The following is a 16,657-nucleotide window of genomic DNA, read 5'->3' on the forward strand; positions in this document are numbered from 1 at the left end:
GGAGGTTGACATGAATCTGAATCTAGCTGGAACTGCCGGTTCGGTTGAAGTATCCGACCTGGCTTTTGGTAAAGAATTCAACGAATCGCTGGTACATCAGGTCGTTACTGCGTACCTGGCCGGTGGTCGTCAGGGTACCAAAGCCCAGAAAACCCGTTCAGAAGTATCTGGCGGTGGTGCCAAGCCGTGGCGTCAGAAAGGTACAGGTCGTGCTCGTGCCGGTACCATTCGTAGCCCGCTGTGGCGCACCGGTGGCGTAACTTTCGCCGCCAAAACACGCGATCACGCTCAGAAAGTAAACAAGAAAATGTACCGCGCAGCACTGCGTTGCATCTTCTCTGAGCTGGTGCGTCAGGACCGTCTGGTTGTGGTTGAAGATTTCGCTATGGAATCTCCGAAAACCAAACAGTTCATCGCCAAGCTGAACGAGTTGTCACTGAACAACGCGTTGCTGATCACTGAAGACGTTGAGCAGAACCTGTATCTGGCTTCTCGTAACGTACCGCACGTTGACGTGCGTGACGCTGCAGGCATCGACCCTGTCAGCCTGGTTGGCTTCGAGAAGGTTCTGGTAACTGTGCCTGCTCTGAAGAAAATCGAGGAGGTACTGGCATGAACCAGGCTCGTATTTATCAGGTGCTAATGGGGCCGCACATTTCCGAGAAAGCGACTATCGTGGCTGAGGGTTCTCAGCAGGTCGTTTTCCGTGTGGCAGACACTGCTACCAAGCAGGAAGTCAAAACTGCTGTTGAAGCGCTGTTTAACGTTAAGGTTAAAGGCGTCAACATCCTGAACATCAAGGGCAAGACCAAGCGTACTGCACGCGGTCTTGGCAAGCGGAACGACGTTCGCAAGGCGTATGTATGCCTGGCCGAAGGTTCCGAAATTGATTTCCTGGCTGGCGAATAAAAGGGGTTGAATCATGGCAGTTATCAAGACTAAGCCGACCTCTGCTGGACGTCGTCATCTGGTCAAGGTTGTTAACCAGGAACTGCATAAGGGTAAACCTTACGCGCCCCTGGTTGAGAAAAAGAGCAAGTCCGGTGGTCGTAACAACAACGGACGTATCACTACCCGTCATATCGGTGGTGGTCACAAGGCTCATTACCGTCTGGTCGACTTCCGTCGCAACAAGGACGGTATTCCTGGAGTGGTCGAGCGTCTGGAATATGACCCGAACCGTTCCGCAAACATCGCGCTGCTGAAATACGCAGACGGTGAGCGTCGCTACGTTATTGCGGCCAAGGGTATCAAAGAAGGTTCGGTTGTGCTTTCTGGCGTGGATGCTGACATCAAGGTCGGTAACACTCTGCCGCTGCGCAACATTCCGGTGGGTTCTACCATCCACTGCATCGAACTGAAGCCCGGTAAAGGTGCACAGCTGGCACGTTCTGCGGGCGCTTCTGCGCAGCTCGTAGCACGTGAAGGGACTTATGCGACCCTGCGTCTTCGCTCCGGCGAAATGCGCAAGGTGCTGGTCGAATGTCGTGCGACTCTGGGTGAAGTTGGCAACAGCGAACACAGCCTGCGTCAGCTCGGTAAAGCCGGTGCTAAACGCTGGCGCGGTGTTCGTCCGACCGTTCGCGGTGTTGCTATGAACCCGGTAGATCACCCGCATGGTGGTGGTGAAGGTCGTACATCTGGCGGTCGTCACCCGGTTACTCCATGGGGTGTGCCGACTAAAGGTCATAAGACCCGTAAGAACAAGCGTACCGATAAGTTGATCGTACGCCGTCGTTCTGCCAAGTAACTAACTTGAGGATACAGCTGTGCCACGTTCACTGAAGAAAGGTCCCTTTATCGACCTTCACCTGCTGAAAAAGGTAGAAGCTGCAATCGAGAGCAATGACAAGCGTCCTTTGAAGACCTGGTCACGTCGCTCTACCATCTTCCCGAATTTCGTGGGCATGACGATTGCGGTTCATAACGGTCGCCAACATGTACCGGTCTTTGTTACCGAAGACATGGTTGGTCACAAACTAGGTGAGTTTGTTCCTACTCGCACCTACCGCGGACATGCAGCCGATAAAAAGGCTAAGAAGAAGTAATGGGGGATAAGTGATGGAAGTTGCCGCTAAATTGAAAGGCGCCAGCCTGTCCGCCCAGAAAGCTCGTTTGGTCGTAGACCAGATCCGCGGTAAGGCAGTGGGCGAAGCTCTGAACATCCTGGCGTTCAGTCCGAAAAAGGGTGCGGCGATCATTAAGAAGGTACTGGAGTCTGCTATCGCGAATGCGGAGCATAACGAAGGTGCTGACATTGATGATCTGCGCGTTTCTACGGCCTTCGTTGACGAAGCGCCGAGCATGAAACGTATTAAGCCGCGTGCGAAAGGTCGTGCTGATCGTATTATCAAGCGCACCTGTCACATTACCGTTAAGGTCGCAGACTAAGCGCTGAGCTAGGAGAGTTCAAATGGGTCAGAAAATACATCCGACCGGTATTCGCCTTGGCATCGTTAAAGACCATACCTCTACTTGGTATGCGGACAAGGGCGTGTATGCCACCAAACTGCTTAACGACCTGAAGGTACGCGAGTACCTTGAGAAGAAGTTGAGCAATGCATCTGTTAGCCGCATCGAGATCGAGCGTCCGGCGCAGAATGCAAAGATCACCATTTACACTGCCCGCCCGGGTATCGTAATTGGCAAGAAAGGCGAAGACGTCGAAAAACTGCGTAACGCTGTTTCCGAGATGATGGGTGTGCCCGTGCACATCAACATCGAAGAAGTACGCAAGCCTGAGCTTGACGCTACTCTGGTTGCCCAGAGCATTGCAGGCCAGCTGGAACGCCGTGTCATGTTCCGTCGCGCCATGAAGCGTGCGGTACAGAACGCCATGCGTATTGGTGCCAAGGGCATCAAGATTCAGCTGGGCGGCCGCCTGGGTGGTGCCGAGATCGCGCGTTCCGAATGGTACCGCGAAGGTCGTGTTCCGTTGCACACTCTGCGTGCGGACATCGATTACTCGTCCTTCGAAGCGCACACCACTTACGGTGTGATCGGCATTAAAGTCTGGATCTTCAAAGGCGAGATTCTTGGCGGCATCGAACAGGTGCGTGCCGAGAAGAATGCGCCGAAGAAGAAAGCTAAGTGAGGTAGACGTCAATGCTGCAACCGAAACGTCTTAAATACCGCAAGGTGATGAAGGGTCGCAACCGCGGCCTGGCACTGCGCGGCAGTAAAGTAAGCTTTGGCGAGTTTGGTCTCAAGGCTACCGGCCGTGGTCGCATCACGGCGCGTCAGATCGAAGCTGCACGTCGTACCATGACTCGTCACGTAAAGCGTGGCGGCAAGATCTGGATTCGTGTCTTCCCTGACAAGCCGATCACCACCAAGCCGCTTGAAGTTCGTATGGGTAAGGGTAAAGGTAACGTTGAGTACTGGGTTGCCCAGATCCAGCCGGGTAAAGTGCTGTTCGAAATGAGCGGCGTTCCTGAGTCTCTGGCGGCTGAAGCCTTCGCGCTTGCTGCTGCCAAGTTGCCTTTGGCTACAACCATTGTTAAGCGGACGGTGATGTGATGATTGCTAAAGAACTGCGGGAGAAATCCGTAGATGAACTTCAGCAGGAACTCCTGGGTCTGCTGAAGGATCAGTTCAATCTGCGCATGCAGAAGGCAACTGGTCAGCTGGCACAGAATCACCTGCTAAGCCAGGTTCGTCGCGACATTGCTCGTGTTAAGACTGTACTGAACGAAAAGGCAGGTGACTAAGTATGAGCGCTGAAAAACGTACTCGCACTGTGACCGGTAAAGTTATCAGTGACAAGATGGACAAGACCATCACAGTTCTGGTTGAACGCAAAGAGAAACACCCGATTTACGGCAAGTATCTCAAGCGTTCTACCAAGCTGCACGCTCATGACGATAAGAACGAGTGTCAGATCGGTGACTGGGTGACCATCGCGGAAACCCGTCCTCTGTCCAAGACCAAAACTTGGTCGCTGGTTCGTATTGAAGAGCGCGCAGCGAAGGTGTAATATATTGCGCCTTTGCTCCATTTGCCGATTCGCCTGAGCTGCGCATCTGAAAAGCATGTGCGGTGCGGGCGGATGGCCATATATTTCTGGAGTAGACCATGATTCAGACTGAATCAATGCTTGATGTCGCTGACAACAGCGGCGCCAAGAGAGTGCAGTGCATTAAGGTCCTGGGCGGTTCTCACCGTCGTTACGCAGGTGTCGGTGACATTATTAAAGTTACCGTCAAGGAAGCAATTCCGCGTGGCAAGGTGAAGAAAGGCCAGGTTCTCAAGGCTGTTGTAGTACGTACTCGTAAGGGTGTTCGTCGTCCTGACGGCTCTGTAATCCGCTTTGATACTAACTCTGCGGTATTGCTGAACCAGAACGACGCTCCGATCGGAACACGTATCTTTGGCCCAGTAACGCGTGAACTTCGCTCTGAGAAGTTCATGAAGATCATTTCCCTGGCGCCTGAAGTGCTCTAAGACCCGGTTGCTGTTTGACCGAGTACTTTGAAAACGCCATTCCCGAGAGGGTATGGCGTTTTTGAGCATGAGAGGGTTGCAGGAAACGACATAGGTATATCATGCGCAAAATTCGTCGCGACGATGAAGTCATCGTCATCGCAGGTAAAGACAAGGGCAAGCGTGGCACTGTGCTGCGTGTGCTGGCTAACGATCGTCTGATCGTCACTGGCATCAACATGGTGAAGAAGCACACCAAGCCTAACCCCATGCAGGGCAAGGCCGGTGGCATCGTTGAGAAAGAGGCTGCCCTGGCAGTTTCCAACGTCGCGATCTTCAATCCGCAGTCTGGCAAGGGCGACCGCGTCGGCTTCAAATTGCTTGAGGACGGCACCAAGGTGCGCATCTTCAAGTCCACCGGCGAAGTCATTGGCGGATAAGGGGGTTGTTGTCATGTCTAGACTGAAAGCGCTTTACAAAGAAACTGTTCGCCAGCAGCTCAAAGAAGAGCTGAACTCGCCGAACATCATGGCTGTCCCCCGCGTTACCAAGATCACCCTGAACATGGGTGTTGGTGAAGCACTGGGCGACAAGAAACAGCTGGAAAACGCTGTTGCCGACATGCAGGCCATCGCTGGTCAGAAGCCGGTCGTTACCCTGGCGCGCAAGTCCATTGCGGCGTTCAAGGTACGTGAAGGCTGGCCGATTGGTTGCAAGGTCACCCTGCGTGGCCAGCAAATGTGGGAATTCCTCGACCGCCTGGTCGACATTTCCATTCCGCGTATTCGCGATTTCCGTGGTCTGAACCCGAAATCGTTTGATGGTCGCGGCAACTACAGCATGGGTGTCAAAGAGCAGATCATTTTCCCCGAAATCGATTACGACAAGGTGGACAAGCTGCGTGGGATGGATATCACCATCACCACCACTGCTCAGACCAATGAAGAGGGTCGTGCCCTGCTGGCTGCCCTGAACTTCCCGTTCAAGAAGTGATAGGGGGATATCATGGCTAAACAATCGATGAAAGCTCGTGAAGACAAGCGTACTGCGACTGTCGCTAAGTACGCTGCCAAACGCGCTGAACTGAAATCCATCATCAACAGCCCGTCTTCTTCTGAAGATGCGCGTTGGGATGCACTGGTCGCGCTGCAGAAATTGCCGCGTGACGCTAGCCCGGCCCGTCAGCAGCGTCGCTGCCAGCTGACCGGTCGTCCGCACGGTGTTTACCGCAAGTTCGGCCTGAGCCGTAACAAACTGCGTGAAGCTGCAATGCGTGGCGATGTGCCGGGTCTTAAAAAGGCCAGCTGGTAATCCACCACTGGTTTTACGGTAAGCATGGTGGGCAGGGCAGAGCGCAGCGCGCTCTGCTACCGCATCACGCTGCACAAGAGAGGAAGTTAAACGCATGAGCATGCAAGATACACTGGCGGATATGTTCACACGTATCCGTAACGGCCATATGGCACAGAAACAGGCCGTATCCATGCCGTCTTCCAAGCTGAAAGTATCAGTTGCAGAAGTGCTGAAGGAAGAAGGTTACATTGCCAGCTACGCAGTAGAAGGTGATGTTAAACCGGTCCTCAGCGTTGAGCTGAAGTACTTCGAAGGGAAGCCGGTAATCGAAGAGATCAAGCGCGTAAGCCGTCCGGGCCTGCGTATCTACAAAGCTTCCAACGACCTGCCCAAAGTGGCCGGTGGTCTGGGTGTCGCGATCGTCTCCACCAGCAAGGGTGTGATGACGGACCGCGCTGCGCGTACCGCTGGTGTCGGTGGTGAAGTGATCTGCACGGTATTCTAAGGGGTTAACAATGTCTCGAGTTGGTAAAAAACCCGTTGTTGTACCGGCAGGCGTAGATCTGAAGGTCGATGGCCTGACCATCACCGCCAAAGGCAAGAATGGTCTTCTGAGCCTGGATGTTCATCCGACTGTTGAAGTTAAACAGGAAGAGAGCACGCTGCTGTTCGCCCCCCGTGACAAGAGCAAGCTCGCTAACGCTCTGTCCGGCACCACGCGCTCCCTGGTGAGCAACATGGTATTCGGCGTATCAGAAGGCTTCAAAAAGACTCTGGAATTGCAGGGTGTCGGCTACCGTGTTGCCCTCAAAGGCAACGCACTGAACCTGACGCTGGGCTTCTCCCATCCTGTTGAGTACGAACTGCCTGAAGGTATTACTGCAGAGTGCCCGAACCAGACAACGATTGTTATCAGCGGTGCTGATAAACAGCGTGTCGGTCAGGTCGCTGCAGAGGTGCGTGGCTTCCGTCCGCCTGAGCCTTATAAGGGCAAGGGTGTTCGCTACGCTGACGAATATGTTCGCCGTAAAGAAGCGAAGAAAAAGTAAGGCAGGGTTATGAACGCTAAGAAACAAGCTCGTATCCGTCGTGCACGTCGTTCGCGCATCAAAATGCGTGAACTGGGCGCCGTACGTCTGTGCGTCAACCGTACTCCGCGTCATATCTACGCACAGGTTATTTCTGAAGACGGTGGCAAGGTTCTGGCCTCAGCCTCAACCGTCGAGAAAGTACTGCGTGAAGGCGCAACAGGTAATGTTGAAGCGGCCCAGAAAGTGGGTGCGCTGATCGCTGAACGTGCTAAAGAAGCCGGTATCACCAAGGTTGCATTCGACCGTTCCGGGTTCAAATACCACGGTCGTGTTCAAGCACTGGCCGACGCAGCCCGTGAAAGCGGCCTGGAATTCTAAGGAGGTCGATGATGGCAAATCACGAACAGAAAGACGGCGATCTCCAGGAAAAACTGGTACAGGTCAACCGCGTCGCTAAAGTCGTAAAAGGCGGTCGAATCTTCGGTTTTACTGCTCTGTGTGTTGTTGGCGATGGTAATGGCCGCGTAGGTTTCGGTCGTGGCAAGGCGCGTGAAGTGCCGGTCGCGATTCAGAAGGCTATGGAACAGGCTCGTCGCAACATGATCAGCGTTGAACTGAATGGCGGTACTTTGCAGTACGCTATCAACGCTCGTCACGGCGCATCCAGGATCTACATGCAGCCTGCATCTGAAGGTACCGGTATCATTGCCGGTGGCGCGATGCGCTCTGTACTGGAACTCGCTGGTGTCCATAACGTCCTGGCCAAGTGCTACGGCTCGACTAATCCGGTAAACGTTGTTCGCGCGACCATCAAGGGTCTGCAGAGCATGAACGCACCGGATGACATCGCTGCCAAGCGTGGCAAGACAGTCGCAGAGATCCTGGGGTAATCGACATGGCTAATACTTTGAAGGTAACTCTGGTTCGCAGCCCGATCGGCATTCTGCCGAAGCACAAACTGTGCGTAAAGGGTCTCGGCCTGCGTCGTATCGGTCATACCGTTGAGGTGGAAGACACCCCTTCGGTCCGTGGCATGATCAACAAAGTCAACTACATGGTTAGTGTAGAAGGCGAGTAAGAGGAGTTCGTCACATGCGTCTGAACACTCTGAGCCCAGCCGCTGGTTCCAAACAGGCTCCGAAACGCGTAGGTCGCGGTATCGGTTCTGGTCTTGGCAAAACCGGTGGTCGTGGTCACAAAGGTCAGAAGTCCCGCTCCGGCGGATCCGTTAAGCCGGGTTTTGAAGGCGGTCAGATGCCTCTGCAGCGTCGTCTGCCGAAATTCGGTTTTAGCTCCCGTAAAGCCCGCTACGTGGCTGAGATTCGTCTGAACGAACTCAATGCTGTCGTTGCGGACGTAATCGATCTGGCCGCGCTGAAAGCGGCGGACCTCGTTAATCACGATATCAAAGTGGTTAAAGTGATCCTGTCTGGTGAGATCGGCAAAGCAGTGACTGTATCCGGTCTGAAACTGACCAAGGGTGCAAAAGCTGCGATCGAGGCTGCTGGCGGCAAAGTCGAGGCGTAAATGGCTAAACAAGGACAGATACCGGCGGGCGGGCAAAGTGGTTTGGGCGAGCTCTGGTCTCGCCTCCGCTTTGTGCTGCTGGCGATCATTGTGTACCGGATCGGGGCTCATATCCCCGTCCCCGGTATCAACCCGGATCGTCTAGCCGCATTGTTTGAACAGAATCAGGGGACTATTCTCAGTCTCTTCAACATGTTCTCGGGTGGTGCGTTGGAACGTATGAGTATCCTCGCACTGGGCATCATGCCGTACATCTCTGCCTCTATCATTATGCAGCTGATGACGGTCGTGAGCCCCCAGCTCGAACAGCTGAAGAAAGAGGGTGAGGCGGGTCGTCGGAAAATCAATCAGTATACCCGTTACGGCACGGTGATCCTGGCGACCATACAGTCGTTCGGGATGGCAGTTGGCCTGGCGAATCAGGGTGTGGCGTTCAGTGGTGACATCAGCTTCTATTTCGTAGCTGTCGTGACCCTGGTTGCAGGTGCAGTCTTCCTGATGTGGCTTGGCGAGCAGGTAACTGAGCGTGGTATCGGCAACGGTATCTCGATTCTGATCTTCGCGGGTATCGTGGCCGGTCTGCCCAGTGCAATCGGTCAGTCCTTTGAAGCAGCGCGCCAGGGGGATTTGAATATCCTGGCGCTGCTGGCGATTGCGGTCATGGCCGTGGCAACTGTGGGCTTTGTGGTGTTTATGGAACGTGGCCAGCGCCGCATTACCATCAACTACGCCAAGCGTCAGCAGGGCCGTCGCGTCTATGCAGCCCAGTCGAGCCACCTGCCGTTGAAAGTCAACATGGCAGGCGTTATACCCCCGATCTTTGCATCCAGCATCCTGCTGTTCCCAGCGTCGGTTGGTCAGTGGTTTGGACAGACTGACGGCATGGAATGGCTGCAGGATATGGCGCTCGCGCTTGGCCCAGGCCAGCCGCTGTATATCCTGCTGTTTGCGATCTGCATCGTGTTCTTCTGCTACTTCTATACGGCGATTGTTTTCAATCCCCGTGATGTGGCAGACAACCTGAAAAAATCAGGTGCATTTATCCCGGGGATCCGTCCTGGTGAACAGTCCGCACGCTACATCGATACTGTGCTGGGCCGTCTGACATTGTTTGGTGCTCTATACATCACCGCGGTATCTCTGATGCCTCAGTTCCTGGTGGTGGCGTGGAATGTACCATTCTACTTCGGCGGTACCTCATTGTTGATCGTGGTAGTCGTGGTCATGGACTTCATGGCACAGGTGCAATCACACCTGATGTCTCACCAGTACGAGTCCCTGATGAAGAAATCTAACCTCAAAGGCGGTGGCGCAGGCTTCCTGCGTTGATACTGCTAATTGGAGTGGATCATGAAAGTACGCGCATCTGTTAAGAAGATTTGCCGTAACTGCAAGATCGTACGTCGCAACGGTTCCGTGCGCGTGATCTGCAAGGTAGAACCGCGTCACAAGCAGCGTCAGGGTTAATTCCTGACCTTATAGGGCGTAGAAGGCACGCGGCCTTGATTTAATTTTGATCAGGGTGTACTATTGCGCGCCTTCTACGAACGTATTAGAAATATTATGGTGCTCACCTAGAAGTCTAGTGAGCGCCCTATGACGGAGTAAATTGAATGGCCCGTATAGCTGGCGTCAATATTCCTGACAATAAGCATGCGGTAATTTCTCTTACTTACATTTACGGGATTGGCCGCACAACCTCGAAGATGATTTGCGACGCTGTTGGTATCACCCACAGCACCAAAATCGCAGATCTGACAGAAGAGCAGCTTGATAACGTTCGTGGTGAAGTTACCAAGTTGTCAGTCGAGGGTGATCTGCGCCGTGAGGTCAACATGAGCATTAAGCGTCTCATGGACCTGGGGTGCTTCCGTGGCCTGCGTCACCGCCGCAATCTGCCGGTACGTGGTCAGCGCAGCAAGACCAACGCGCGTACGCGCAAAGGTCCGCGCAAGCCGATCCGTAAGTAAGTGGTAAGCGATAGGAATTTCCGATATGGCTAAGCCAGGTAATCGCACACGCAAGAAAGTGAAAAAGACGGTAGTGGATGGCTTCGCGCATATTCATGCCTCTTTCAATAACACGATCATCACCATTACCGATCGTCAGGGTAACGCGCTGTCTTGGGCGACTTCCGGAGGCTCCGGCTTCCGTGGTTCGCGCAAGAGCACGCCGTTCGCTGCACAGGTAGCGGCAGAGCGCGCCGGTCAGGCGGCTCTTGAGTATGGTTTGAAAAATCTCGACGTGTTTGTCAAAGGTCCTGGACCGGGTCGCGAGTCCGCAGTGCGTGCACTGAACTCTTGTGGCTACAAAATTGCAAACATCACGGACGTGACGCCCATCCCGCACAACGGATGCCGTCCTCCGAAGAAACGTCGCGTATAAACTGGAGACGGTAAAATGGCCCGATATCTTGGACCTAAGTGCAAGCTGTCTCGCCGTGAAGGTACAGACCTGTTCCTGAAAAGCGGCGTTCGTGCACTGGATAGCAAATGCAAAGCAGAAGCTGTTCCAGGTATGCACGGCGCGCGCCGGGGACGTCTGTCCGACTACGGTCTGCAGCTGCGCGAGAAACAAAAAGTACGTCGTATGTACGGCGTGCTGGAACGTCAGTTCCGCAACTATTACAAAGAAGCGGCTCGCCGCACTGGTTCCACAGGTGAAAACCTGCTCCAGCTGCTGGAAGGCCGTCTTGATAACGTGGTGTACCGCATGGGCTTTGGCTCTACTCGCGCGGAATCCCGTCAGATCGTGTCTCACCGCCAGATCACTGTAAACGGTCAGGTTGTGAACATCGCATCGTACCAGGTTAAGGCCGGTGACGTGGTTGCAGTTCGCGAGAAGTCCAAGAACCAGCTGCGTATCAAGAGCGCTCTGGAGCTGGCTTCTCAGCGTGCTGCTGTTGAGTGGGTGGAAGTTGACGCAAGCAAAATGGAAGGGACTTTGAAGACCGTTCCTGAGCGTAGCGAACTTTCTGCCGACATCAACGAGCACTTGATTGTCGAGCTGTACTCCAAGTAATTCTTGAACTCTTTATTGGTGGAACTATGCAGCGTTCTGTAAACGAGTTTCTAAGCCCGCGTCACATTGACGTACAGGAAATCAGCAAAACTCGCGCAAAGGTGACTCTCGAGCCGCTGGAGCGTGGTTTTGGCCACACGCTGGGTAATGCACTGCGCCGCATTCTGCTGTCTTCTATGCCGGGCTTTGCCTTCACAGAAGTAGAGATCGATGGCGTGCTGCACGAGTACAGCACCATTGAGGGCGTTCAGGAGGATGTCATTGAGATCCTGCTGAACCTGAAAGGCGTTTCGGTAGCACTTTACAACGGTGAAGAAGTTACCCTGACCCTGAGCAAGTCCGAGCCGGGTCCTGTTACAGCCGGAGATATCCAGCTGACCCAGGATGTGGAAATTGCAAACCCGGAACACGTGATCGCTCACCTGAACGAAGGTGCGAGCCTGAACATGCAGCTGAAAGTAACCCGCGGTCGCGGCTACGTTCCTGCTGACACTCGTACCAGTGACGAGGATGAAACTCGTGCTATCGGTCGCCTGCAACTGGATGCTACCTACAGCCCGGTACGTCGCGTTTCCTACGTAGTAGAAAGCGCGCGAGTCGAGCAGCGTACAGACCTGGACAAGCTGGTAATCGACATCGAGTCCAACGGAACAATTGATCCGGAAGAGTGCATTCGTCGTGCTGCTACGATTCTGCAGCAGCAGCTGGCGGTATTCGTGGATCTCGAAGATGCTGCGGACCAGGCCAAGGTCGAGCCGGCCGAACCGGAAATTGATCCGGTTCTGCTGCGCCCGGTCGATGACCTGGAGCTGACTGTACGTTCCGCCAACTGTCTGAAAGCAGAACAGATCTACTACATCGGTGACCTGATTCAGCGCACCGAAGTGGAACTGCTGAAGACTCCGAACTTGGGCAAGAAGTCGCTGACCGAGATCAAGGACGTGCTGGCATCCAAAGGTCTGTCTCTGGGTATGCGTCTTGAGAACTGGCCACCTGCCAGCCTTAAGAACGACGATAAGGTCGCGTCCTAAGGCAGCGAGTTGAACTGACTTAAGTTGGTAAGGACTTAACAAATGCGTCATCGTAAATCTGGTCGTCATTTTAATCGTACCAGTGCGCACCGCAAAGCGATGTTTAAAAACATGGCAGTGTCTTTGTTCGAACACGAACTGATCAAGACTACTCTGCCGAAGGCGAAGGAACTTCGCCGCTTTGCTGAGCCGCTGATCACCCTGTCCAAGATTGACAGCGTGGCTAACCGCCGCCTGGCTTTCTCTCGTACACGCAGCAAAGAAGCCGTAGGCAAGCTGTTTAACGAGCTGGGTCCGCGCTACAACGCTCGTCCGGGCGGTTACGTTCGCATTCTGAAATGCGGCTTCCGTCCTGGTGACAATGCTCCGATGGCTTACGTAGAACTGGTTGGCCGTCCGGCTGGCCTGACTGCAGTCGACGAGTCTGCTGAAGACTAAACCCTTCAGTTGCGCAAAATACAAAACCCGGCCACTGGCCGGGTTTTTTTATGTACAGGATGTACGGTATGCCGCGGGCGCAGGGATGCGCAGGAGCGGCGGGTTTAAGTTGACACGGAGTCCTTTGGAATTAGCCGGGCAGGATGGGCGCGCTAGCCGCTTATCGTGCTGCAGCCTAGCAATGCGCACCAGACCTGCTGTCAGGTCACAAAAAACCGGTGCTATCGCGACTTAAACCTCCTGACCATACTCCTCACACTAACCGGCAGGCCAGTTATCATCTGTACCAATAACCTCATCACTCAGGCTAATACTAGCTATTAGAGTTTTCGATTCTTCTGTTTCAGTTGTCCTCACCACGGCCTAATGGATGCCAGACGCTCTCGCATTGCCATTGGCTGCGCTGGCGGTGACACAGAACAATAACAGCAAGAGAGAGGACACTTCGATGAGAGATTCTATCAAGCAGCTTGGCAAGGTTGGTGCTGTCGCCCTGATGGCGGGCGCCCTTACGCTCACGGCCACCGGTGCCCTGGCCGATATCAGCCTGCGACTATCTCACTCTGCACCTCCAGGGTCCGAACGTGATGTCTGGACGCAGGAGTTTGCCAAGCGCGCTGAGTTTTGGTCGGGGCCATCGGGGGAGTCCCTCTCGTGTCCATCGTGACGTCCATCGCTTGCGCGAGGGGCTGGTCTGTATCGGTGCGGTGCAGTTTTCCCGATCCCTGGAGCCTCTGCGCAAGAGGTGCAAGCCGCGCAGTGCGGCGCTGCACAGGCAGCGCACGGTGTCTTAAAAGGCCCGGAGCTGTCACATTGGGCTCGCCTGGTTAAGGGTGGCCCAATGCTTTAGCCCTGCATCGGTTTAGACCGCTGTGCGCGCCCGGGCTTCGAGCAGCGGCTTGAGGAAGCGGCCGGTGTGGGAACCTTCGCAGGCGGCAACGTCTTCCGGCGTGCCGGTGGCGATGATCTGGCCACCGCCGGTACCGCCTTCGGGGCCCAGATCGATGACCCAGTCGGCGGTCTTGATCACATCCAGGTTGTGCTCGATCACCACGATGCTGTTGCCATGATCCCGCAGCCGGCTGAGCACGTTGAGCAGCTGCTGAATATCGTAGAAGTGCAGACCGGTGGTCGGCTCATCGAGGATATACAGCGTCTTGCCGGTATCGCGCTTGGACAGCTCTTTCGCCAGCTTGACGCGTTGGGCTTCACCGCCGGACAGCGTGGTGGCAGCCTGGCCCAGGCGGATGTACGACAGACCTACATCCATCAGTGTCTGCAGGCGACGCGCCAGCGCCGGAATGGCGTCGAAGAACTCGCGGCCTTCTTCCACGGTCATGTCCAGCACTTCGTGGATGCTGCGGCCCTTGTACTTCACTTCCAGGGTTTCGCGGTTGTAGCGCTTGCCCTTGCAGACATCGCAGGGCACGTAGATGTCCGGCAGGAAGTGCATTTCCACCTTGATCACGCCATCGCCCTGGCAGGCCTCGCAGCGCCCACCCTTGACGTTGAAGCTGAAACGTCCGGGCTTGTAGCCGCGCGAACGCGCTTCCTGGGTGCCGGAGAACAGTTCGCGGATCGGGGTGAAGATGCCAGTGTAGGTCGCCGGGTTGGACCGCGGTGTACGCCCGATGGGGCTCTGGTCGATATCGATAACCTTATCGAACTGATCCAGGCCTTCCACGCTGCGGTGCTCGGCGGCATCCAGGGTGGTGGCGTGGTTCAGTTCGGTCGCGGCGATGGGGTAGAGGGTGGCATTGATCAGGGTCGACTTGCCCGAGCCCGATACGCCGGTAATGCAGGTAAAGAGCCCGACCGGGATTTCGAGATCCACATCCTGCAGGTTGTTGCCCTTGGCGCCGTTTAATTTCAGCAGTTTCTTGGGGTCGAACGGCAGTCGCTTGCCCGGCACTTCGATACGCCGGCGCCCGCTCAGGTACTGGCCGGTAATGGAGTGCTCGTTGGCCATGACCTGGGCCGGGGTGCCGCTGGCGATCACCTCGCCGCCATGCACGCCGGCGCCGGGGCCGATGTCGATGACGTAGTCGGCCAGCATGATGGCATCTTCATCGTGTTCCACCACGATCACGGTATTGCCCAGGTCGCGCAGGTGGCGCAAGGTCAACAGCAGGCGCTCGTTGTCGCGCTGGTGCAGGCCGATAGACGGCTCATCGAGGATATACATGACACCCACCAGGCCCGCGCCGATCTGGCTGGCCAGGCGGATGCGCTGAGCCTCACCGCCGGACAGGGTATCGGCATTGCGGTCCAGCGACAGGTAGTCGAGCCCCACGTTGACCAGGAAGGACAGCCGCAGGCGGATTTCCTTCAGAATCTTGTCGGCGATCTCGCCCTGCTTGCCGCTGAGCTCAAGCTGGTCGAAATAGCGGCAGCATTCACCGATGGGCAGGTGGGTAATTTCCGGCAGGGTGCGCTCGTCGATAAAGACATGACGCGCCTCGCGCCGCAGGCGCGAACCCTGGCACGACGGGCAGGGCTGCATGTTGAGGTACTTGGCCAGGTCGTCGCGTACCATCTCGGACTCGGTTTCGCGGTAGCGCCGTTCCAGGTTGTTGAGCACACCCTCGAACGGGTGGGCCTTTTCAACGGTATCGCCGCGGTCATTCACGTAGCGGAAGGAGATGTTGTCCCGGCCGCTGCCATTGAGAATCATCTTGCGGTGCTTCTCATCCAGCTGGTTGAAAGGCGTGTCCATGTCGAAGCCGGCATGCGTCGCCACGGCCTGCAGCTGCTGGTAGTAGTACAGGCTGCGCCGGTCCCAGCCGCGGATGGCGCCTTCGGACAGCGTCAGGCTGTGGTCGTGCACCACCTTGTGGGGGTCAAAGTACTGCCGCACGCCCAGGCCGTCACAGCTGGGGCAGGCGCCGTGGGGGTTGTTGAACGAGAACAGCCGCGGCTCGAGTTCCTGGATGCTGTGGCCACAGGTGGGGCAGGCAAAGCGGGCCGAGAAAATCAGGTCGTCGCCATCGCCATCCATGTAGCAGATCTTGGCCAAGCCGTCGGTGAGGGTCAGCGCGGTTTCGAAGGATTCCGCCAGACGGGTGCTAAGGTCGTCCCGCACCTTGAAGCGGTCGATCACCACCTCGATATCGTGCTTGCGGTTCTTGTCGAGCTCCGGCGGGCTGTCCAGGTCGACGACGATGCCATCGATGCGGGCGCGCACAAACCCCTGGGTAATCAGCTCGCTCAGTATGTGCAGGTGCTCGCCCTTGCGGCCCTGTACCACCGGCGCCAGCAGCATCAGCTTGCTGCCTTCCGGCAGTGCCATCACCTGGTCCACCATCTGGCTCACGGTCTGGGCGGCCAGGGGCAGATCGTGATCCGGGCAGCGCGGCTCGCCGGCGCGGGCATAGAGCAGGCGCAGGTAGTCGTAAATCTCGGTGATGGTTCCCACGGTGGAGCGGGGGTTGTGGGAGGTCGACTTCTGCTCGATCGAGATGGCCGGTGACAGCCCCTCGATATGGTCAACGTCGGGCTTTTCCATCACCGACAGGAACTGGCGGGCGTAGGTGGACAGGGATTCCACGTAGCGCCGCTGGCCTTCGGCATAGAGGGTATCGAACGCCAGCGAGGACTTGCCGGACCCGGACAGCCCGGTGATGACCACCAGTTTGTCACGGGGAATATCCAGGTCGATGTTTTTCAGGTTATGCGTGCGAGCGCCGCGCACCAGAATCTTGTCCATATACCTTCCCGACGAAGAGACCAAAGCGTTTGATTATATAGCGTTCACCGCCGGGCCAACACCTTGCGGCGGGCAATTGCGTAATTGTGGGAAAGATGCCCGTTTCACAGCCCGTATGTTATCCTTCACGGCTATAGAGAAGCTTGCCGTCATGGGTGGCAAGCCCTGCAGATCGAAGTGGAGAAACC

28 protein-coding genes are annotated in these 16,657 nt (G+C 55.8%); 27 read left to right on the forward strand and 1 reads right to left on the reverse strand.

All coding sequences use genetic code 11. The annotated features are described in order from the left end of the window. The first annotated feature begins 10 nt into the window (after positions 1 to 10). The 27 genes from rplD to KDW95_RS17650 all read left to right on the forward strand — a co-directional run bounded on the left by rplD (position 11) and on the right by KDW95_RS17650 (position 13,430). Positions 11 to 616, forward strand: coding sequence for a 50S ribosomal protein L4 (gene rplD / locus KDW95_RS17520; RefSeq protein WP_020682711.1), 606 nt, complete (start codon positions 11 to 13; stop codon positions 614 to 616). After that, on the forward strand, positions 613 to 909 hold the full coding sequence (rplW, locus tag KDW95_RS17525; RefSeq protein ID WP_020682710.1) for a 50S ribosomal protein L23: 297 nt from the start codon (positions 613 to 615) through the stop codon (positions 907 to 909). Before rplD ends, rplW begins: the two co-directional genes overlap by 4 nt. 13 nt (positions 910 to 922) lie before the next feature. Then, entirely contained in the window at positions 923 to 1,750 is an 828-nt protein-coding gene (gene rplB / locus KDW95_RS17530) for a 50S ribosomal protein L2 (RefSeq protein ID WP_255853088.1), read from the forward strand. A 19-nt stretch (positions 1,751 to 1,769) separates the two neighbouring features. After that, on the forward strand, positions 1,770 to 2,048 hold the full coding sequence (gene rpsS / locus KDW95_RS17535) for a 30S ribosomal protein S19 (RefSeq protein WP_067386404.1): 279 nt from the start codon (positions 1,770 to 1,772) through the stop codon (positions 2,046 to 2,048). A gap of 10 nt (positions 2,049 to 2,058) precedes the next feature. After that, the gene (gene rplV, locus KDW95_RS17540; RefSeq protein WP_438362339.1) at positions 2,059 to 2,391 is read left to right on the forward strand and encodes a 50S ribosomal protein L22; all 333 of its coding nucleotides are present in this window, start codon (positions 2,059 to 2,061) and stop codon (positions 2,389 to 2,391) included. Between the two features lie 22 nt (positions 2,392 to 2,413). Further along, a complete protein-coding gene (gene rpsC, locus KDW95_RS17545) occupies positions 2,414 to 3,094 on the forward strand; it encodes a 30S ribosomal protein S3 (protein ID WP_255853089.1) in 681 nt (226 codons plus the stop codon). 11 nt (positions 3,095 to 3,105) lie between these two features. Next, on the forward strand, positions 3,106 to 3,519 hold the full coding sequence (gene rplP / locus KDW95_RS17550; RefSeq protein WP_255853090.1) for a 50S ribosomal protein L16: 414 nt from the start codon (positions 3,106 to 3,108) through the stop codon (positions 3,517 to 3,519). After that, the gene (gene rpmC / locus KDW95_RS17555; RefSeq protein WP_020682704.1) at positions 3,519 to 3,710 is read left to right on the forward strand and encodes a 50S ribosomal protein L29; all 192 of its coding nucleotides are present in this window, start codon (positions 3,519 to 3,521) and stop codon (positions 3,708 to 3,710) included. The genes rplP and rpmC overlap by 1 nt, the downstream gene beginning before the upstream one ends. A gap of 2 nt (positions 3,711 to 3,712) precedes the next feature. Continuing rightward, complete coding sequence (gene rpsQ / locus KDW95_RS17560; protein WP_020682703.1) at positions 3,713 to 3,976, forward strand: 30S ribosomal protein S17; 264 nt, start codon at positions 3,713 to 3,715, stop codon at positions 3,974 to 3,976. A 98-nt stretch (positions 3,977 to 4,074) separates the two neighbouring features. Further along, on the forward strand, positions 4,075 to 4,443 hold the full coding sequence (gene rplN / locus KDW95_RS17565; RefSeq protein ID WP_067290726.1) for a 50S ribosomal protein L14: 369 nt from the start codon (positions 4,075 to 4,077) through the stop codon (positions 4,441 to 4,443). Between the two features lie 101 nt (positions 4,444 to 4,544). After that, positions 4,545 to 4,862 carry a 50S ribosomal protein L24 gene (rplX, locus tag KDW95_RS17570; protein ID WP_255853091.1) on the forward strand — a complete coding sequence of 106 codons (318 nt, stop codon included), beginning with the start codon at positions 4,545 to 4,547 and terminating at the stop codon, positions 4,860 to 4,862. 13 nt (positions 4,863 to 4,875) lie between these two features. Continuing rightward, complete coding sequence (gene rplE, locus KDW95_RS17575) at positions 4,876 to 5,415, forward strand: 50S ribosomal protein L5 (RefSeq protein ID WP_020682700.1); 540 nt, start codon at positions 4,876 to 4,878, stop codon at positions 5,413 to 5,415. Between the two features lie 12 nt (positions 5,416 to 5,427). Further along, positions 5,428 to 5,733, forward strand: coding sequence for a 30S ribosomal protein S14 (rpsN, locus tag KDW95_RS17580; protein ID WP_255853092.1), 306 nt, complete (start codon positions 5,428 to 5,430; stop codon positions 5,731 to 5,733). A 94-nt stretch (positions 5,734 to 5,827) separates the two neighbouring features. After that, complete coding sequence (gene rpsH, locus KDW95_RS17585; RefSeq protein ID WP_020682698.1) at positions 5,828 to 6,220, forward strand: 30S ribosomal protein S8; 393 nt, start codon at positions 5,828 to 5,830, stop codon at positions 6,218 to 6,220. 10 nt (positions 6,221 to 6,230) lie between these two features. Beyond that, positions 6,231 to 6,764 carry a 50S ribosomal protein L6 gene (rplF, locus tag KDW95_RS17590; RefSeq protein ID WP_255853093.1) on the forward strand — a complete coding sequence of 178 codons (534 nt, stop codon included), beginning with the start codon at positions 6,231 to 6,233 and terminating at the stop codon, positions 6,762 to 6,764. Between the two features lie 9 nt (positions 6,765 to 6,773). Then, positions 6,774 to 7,124 carry a 50S ribosomal protein L18 gene (gene rplR / locus KDW95_RS17595; RefSeq protein ID WP_255853094.1) on the forward strand — a complete coding sequence of 117 codons (351 nt, stop codon included), beginning with the start codon at positions 6,774 to 6,776 and terminating at the stop codon, positions 7,122 to 7,124. A gap of 11 nt (positions 7,125 to 7,135) precedes the next feature. Then, entirely contained in the window at positions 7,136 to 7,636 is a 501-nt protein-coding gene (rpsE, locus tag KDW95_RS17600; RefSeq protein ID WP_020682695.1) for a 30S ribosomal protein S5, read from the forward strand. A gap of 5 nt (positions 7,637 to 7,641) precedes the next feature. Further along, entirely contained in the window at positions 7,642 to 7,824 is a 183-nt protein-coding gene (rpmD, locus tag KDW95_RS17605; RefSeq protein WP_020682694.1) for a 50S ribosomal protein L30, read from the forward strand. Positions 7,825 to 7,838: 14 nt separating this feature from the next. Beyond that, positions 7,839 to 8,273: a 50S ribosomal protein L15 gene (rplO, locus tag KDW95_RS17610; RefSeq protein ID WP_255853095.1), complete on the forward strand. Its 435-nt coding sequence runs from the start codon at positions 7,839 to 7,841 to the stop codon at positions 8,271 to 8,273. Further along, complete coding sequence (gene secY / locus KDW95_RS17615; RefSeq protein WP_255853096.1) at positions 8,274 to 9,602, forward strand: preprotein translocase subunit SecY; 1,329 nt, start codon at positions 8,274 to 8,276, stop codon at positions 9,600 to 9,602. It abuts the gene before it with no gap. Between the two features lie 21 nt (positions 9,603 to 9,623). Then, a complete protein-coding gene (rpmJ, locus tag KDW95_RS17620; protein WP_007021200.1) occupies positions 9,624 to 9,740 on the forward strand; it encodes a 50S ribosomal protein L36 in 117 nt (38 codons plus the stop codon). 146 nt (positions 9,741 to 9,886) lie between these two features. Continuing rightward, a complete protein-coding gene (rpsM, locus tag KDW95_RS17625; protein ID WP_255853097.1) occupies positions 9,887 to 10,243 on the forward strand; it encodes a 30S ribosomal protein S13 in 357 nt (118 codons plus the stop codon). 25 nt (positions 10,244 to 10,268) lie between these two features. Beyond that, positions 10,269 to 10,658, forward strand: a complete 390-nt coding sequence (rpsK, locus tag KDW95_RS17630) for a 30S ribosomal protein S11 (RefSeq protein WP_067290691.1) — start codon at positions 10,269 to 10,271, stop codon at positions 10,656 to 10,658. Between the two features lie 15 nt (positions 10,659 to 10,673). Then, positions 10,674 to 11,294: a 30S ribosomal protein S4 gene (gene rpsD / locus KDW95_RS17635; RefSeq protein WP_067290688.1), complete on the forward strand. Its 621-nt coding sequence runs from the start codon at positions 10,674 to 10,676 to the stop codon at positions 11,292 to 11,294. Positions 11,295 to 11,320: 26 nt separating this feature from the next. Next, positions 11,321 to 12,325: a DNA-directed RNA polymerase subunit alpha gene (locus KDW95_RS17640; RefSeq protein ID WP_067290685.1), complete on the forward strand. Its 1,005-nt coding sequence runs from the start codon at positions 11,321 to 11,323 to the stop codon at positions 12,323 to 12,325. 42 nt (positions 12,326 to 12,367) lie between these two features. Beyond that, the gene (rplQ, locus tag KDW95_RS17645; protein WP_020682687.1) at positions 12,368 to 12,763 is read left to right on the forward strand and encodes a 50S ribosomal protein L17; all 396 of its coding nucleotides are present in this window, start codon (positions 12,368 to 12,370) and stop codon (positions 12,761 to 12,763) included. A gap of 448 nt (positions 12,764 to 13,211) precedes the next feature. Continuing rightward, positions 13,212 to 13,430 (forward strand): hypothetical protein, encoded by a 219-nt coding sequence (locus tag KDW95_RS17650; RefSeq protein WP_255853098.1) that lies wholly within the window; start codon positions 13,212 to 13,214, stop codon positions 13,428 to 13,430. 195 nt (positions 13,431 to 13,625) lie between these two features. On the opposite strand, the gene uvrA is transcribed toward KDW95_RS17650, so the two are convergent. Then, positions 13,626 to 16,469, reverse strand: a complete 2,844-nt coding sequence (gene uvrA, locus KDW95_RS17655; protein ID WP_255853099.1) for an excinuclease ABC subunit UvrA — start codon at positions 16,467 to 16,469, stop codon at positions 13,626 to 13,628. Positions 16,470 to 16,657 lie beyond the last annotated feature (188 nt).

Source organism: Marinobacterium rhizophilum (assembly GCF_024397915.1).
GTDB lineage: Bacteria > Pseudomonadota > Gammaproteobacteria > Pseudomonadales > Balneatricaceae > Marinobacterium_A > Marinobacterium_A rhizophilum_A.

What these genes read in the sequence shown, in the direction of transcription:
- rpsD (WP_067290688.1), top strand. Translation starts at nt 10,674, where the DNA reads ATGGCCCGATATCTTGGACCTAAGTGCAAGCTGTCTCGCCGTGAAGGT.
- rpsE (WP_020682695.1), top strand. Translation starts at nt 7,136, where the DNA reads ATGGCAAATCACGAACAGAAAGACGGCGATCTCCAGGAAAAACTGGTA.
- rplE (WP_020682700.1), top strand. Translation starts at nt 4,876, where the DNA reads ATGTCTAGACTGAAAGCGCTTTACAAAGAAACTGTTCGCCAGCAGCTC.
- rplD (WP_020682711.1), top strand. Translation starts at nt 11, where the DNA reads ATGAATCTGAATCTAGCTGGAACTGCCGGTTCGGTTGAAGTATCCGAC.
- rpsC (WP_255853089.1), top strand. Translation starts at nt 2,414, where the DNA reads ATGGGTCAGAAAATACATCCGACCGGTATTCGCCTTGGCATCGTTAAA.
- secY (WP_255853096.1), top strand. Translation starts at nt 8,274, where the DNA reads ATGGCTAAACAAGGACAGATACCGGCGGGCGGGCAAAGTGGTTTGGGC.
- rplP (WP_255853090.1), top strand. Translation starts at nt 3,106, where the DNA reads ATGCTGCAACCGAAACGTCTTAAATACCGCAAGGTGATGAAGGGTCGC.
- rpsH (WP_020682698.1), top strand. Translation starts at nt 5,828, where the DNA reads ATGAGCATGCAAGATACACTGGCGGATATGTTCACACGTATCCGTAAC.
- rpsQ (WP_020682703.1), top strand. Translation starts at nt 3,713, where the DNA reads ATGAGCGCTGAAAAACGTACTCGCACTGTGACCGGTAAAGTTATCAGT.
- rpmJ (WP_007021200.1), top strand. Translation starts at nt 9,624, where the DNA reads ATGAAAGTACGCGCATCTGTTAAGAAGATTTGCCGTAACTGCAAGATC.
- rpsM (WP_255853097.1), top strand. Translation starts at nt 9,887, where the DNA reads ATGGCCCGTATAGCTGGCGTCAATATTCCTGACAATAAGCATGCGGTA.
- rpsN (WP_255853092.1), top strand. Translation starts at nt 5,428, where the DNA reads ATGGCTAAACAATCGATGAAAGCTCGTGAAGACAAGCGTACTGCGACT.
- uvrA (WP_255853099.1), bottom strand. Translation starts at nt 16,469, where the DNA reads ATGGACAAGATTCTGGTGCGCGGCGCTCGCACGCATAACCTGAAAAAC.
- rpmD (WP_020682694.1), top strand. Translation starts at nt 7,642, where the DNA reads ATGGCTAATACTTTGAAGGTAACTCTGGTTCGCAGCCCGATCGGCATT.
- rplX (WP_255853091.1), top strand. Translation starts at nt 4,545, where the DNA reads ATGCGCAAAATTCGTCGCGACGATGAAGTCATCGTCATCGCAGGTAAA.
- rpmC (WP_020682704.1), top strand. Translation starts at nt 3,519, where the DNA reads ATGATTGCTAAAGAACTGCGGGAGAAATCCGTAGATGAACTTCAGCAG.
- rplN (WP_067290726.1), top strand. Translation starts at nt 4,075, where the DNA reads ATGATTCAGACTGAATCAATGCTTGATGTCGCTGACAACAGCGGCGCC.
- rplF (WP_255853093.1), top strand. Translation starts at nt 6,231, where the DNA reads ATGTCTCGAGTTGGTAAAAAACCCGTTGTTGTACCGGCAGGCGTAGAT.
- KDW95_RS17650 (WP_255853098.1), top strand. Translation starts at nt 13,212, where the DNA reads ATGAGAGATTCTATCAAGCAGCTTGGCAAGGTTGGTGCTGTCGCCCTG.
- rplB (WP_255853088.1), top strand. Translation starts at nt 923, where the DNA reads ATGGCAGTTATCAAGACTAAGCCGACCTCTGCTGGACGTCGTCATCTG.
- rplQ (WP_020682687.1), top strand. Translation starts at nt 12,368, where the DNA reads ATGCGTCATCGTAAATCTGGTCGTCATTTTAATCGTACCAGTGCGCAC.
- rplR (WP_255853094.1), top strand. Translation starts at nt 6,774, where the DNA reads ATGAACGCTAAGAAACAAGCTCGTATCCGTCGTGCACGTCGTTCGCGC.
- KDW95_RS17640 (WP_067290685.1), top strand. Translation starts at nt 11,321, where the DNA reads ATGCAGCGTTCTGTAAACGAGTTTCTAAGCCCGCGTCACATTGACGTA.
- rpsK (WP_067290691.1), top strand. Translation starts at nt 10,269, where the DNA reads ATGGCTAAGCCAGGTAATCGCACACGCAAGAAAGTGAAAAAGACGGTA.
- rplW (WP_020682710.1), top strand. Translation starts at nt 613, where the DNA reads ATGAACCAGGCTCGTATTTATCAGGTGCTAATGGGGCCGCACATTTCC.
- rplO (WP_255853095.1), top strand. Translation starts at nt 7,839, where the DNA reads ATGCGTCTGAACACTCTGAGCCCAGCCGCTGGTTCCAAACAGGCTCCG.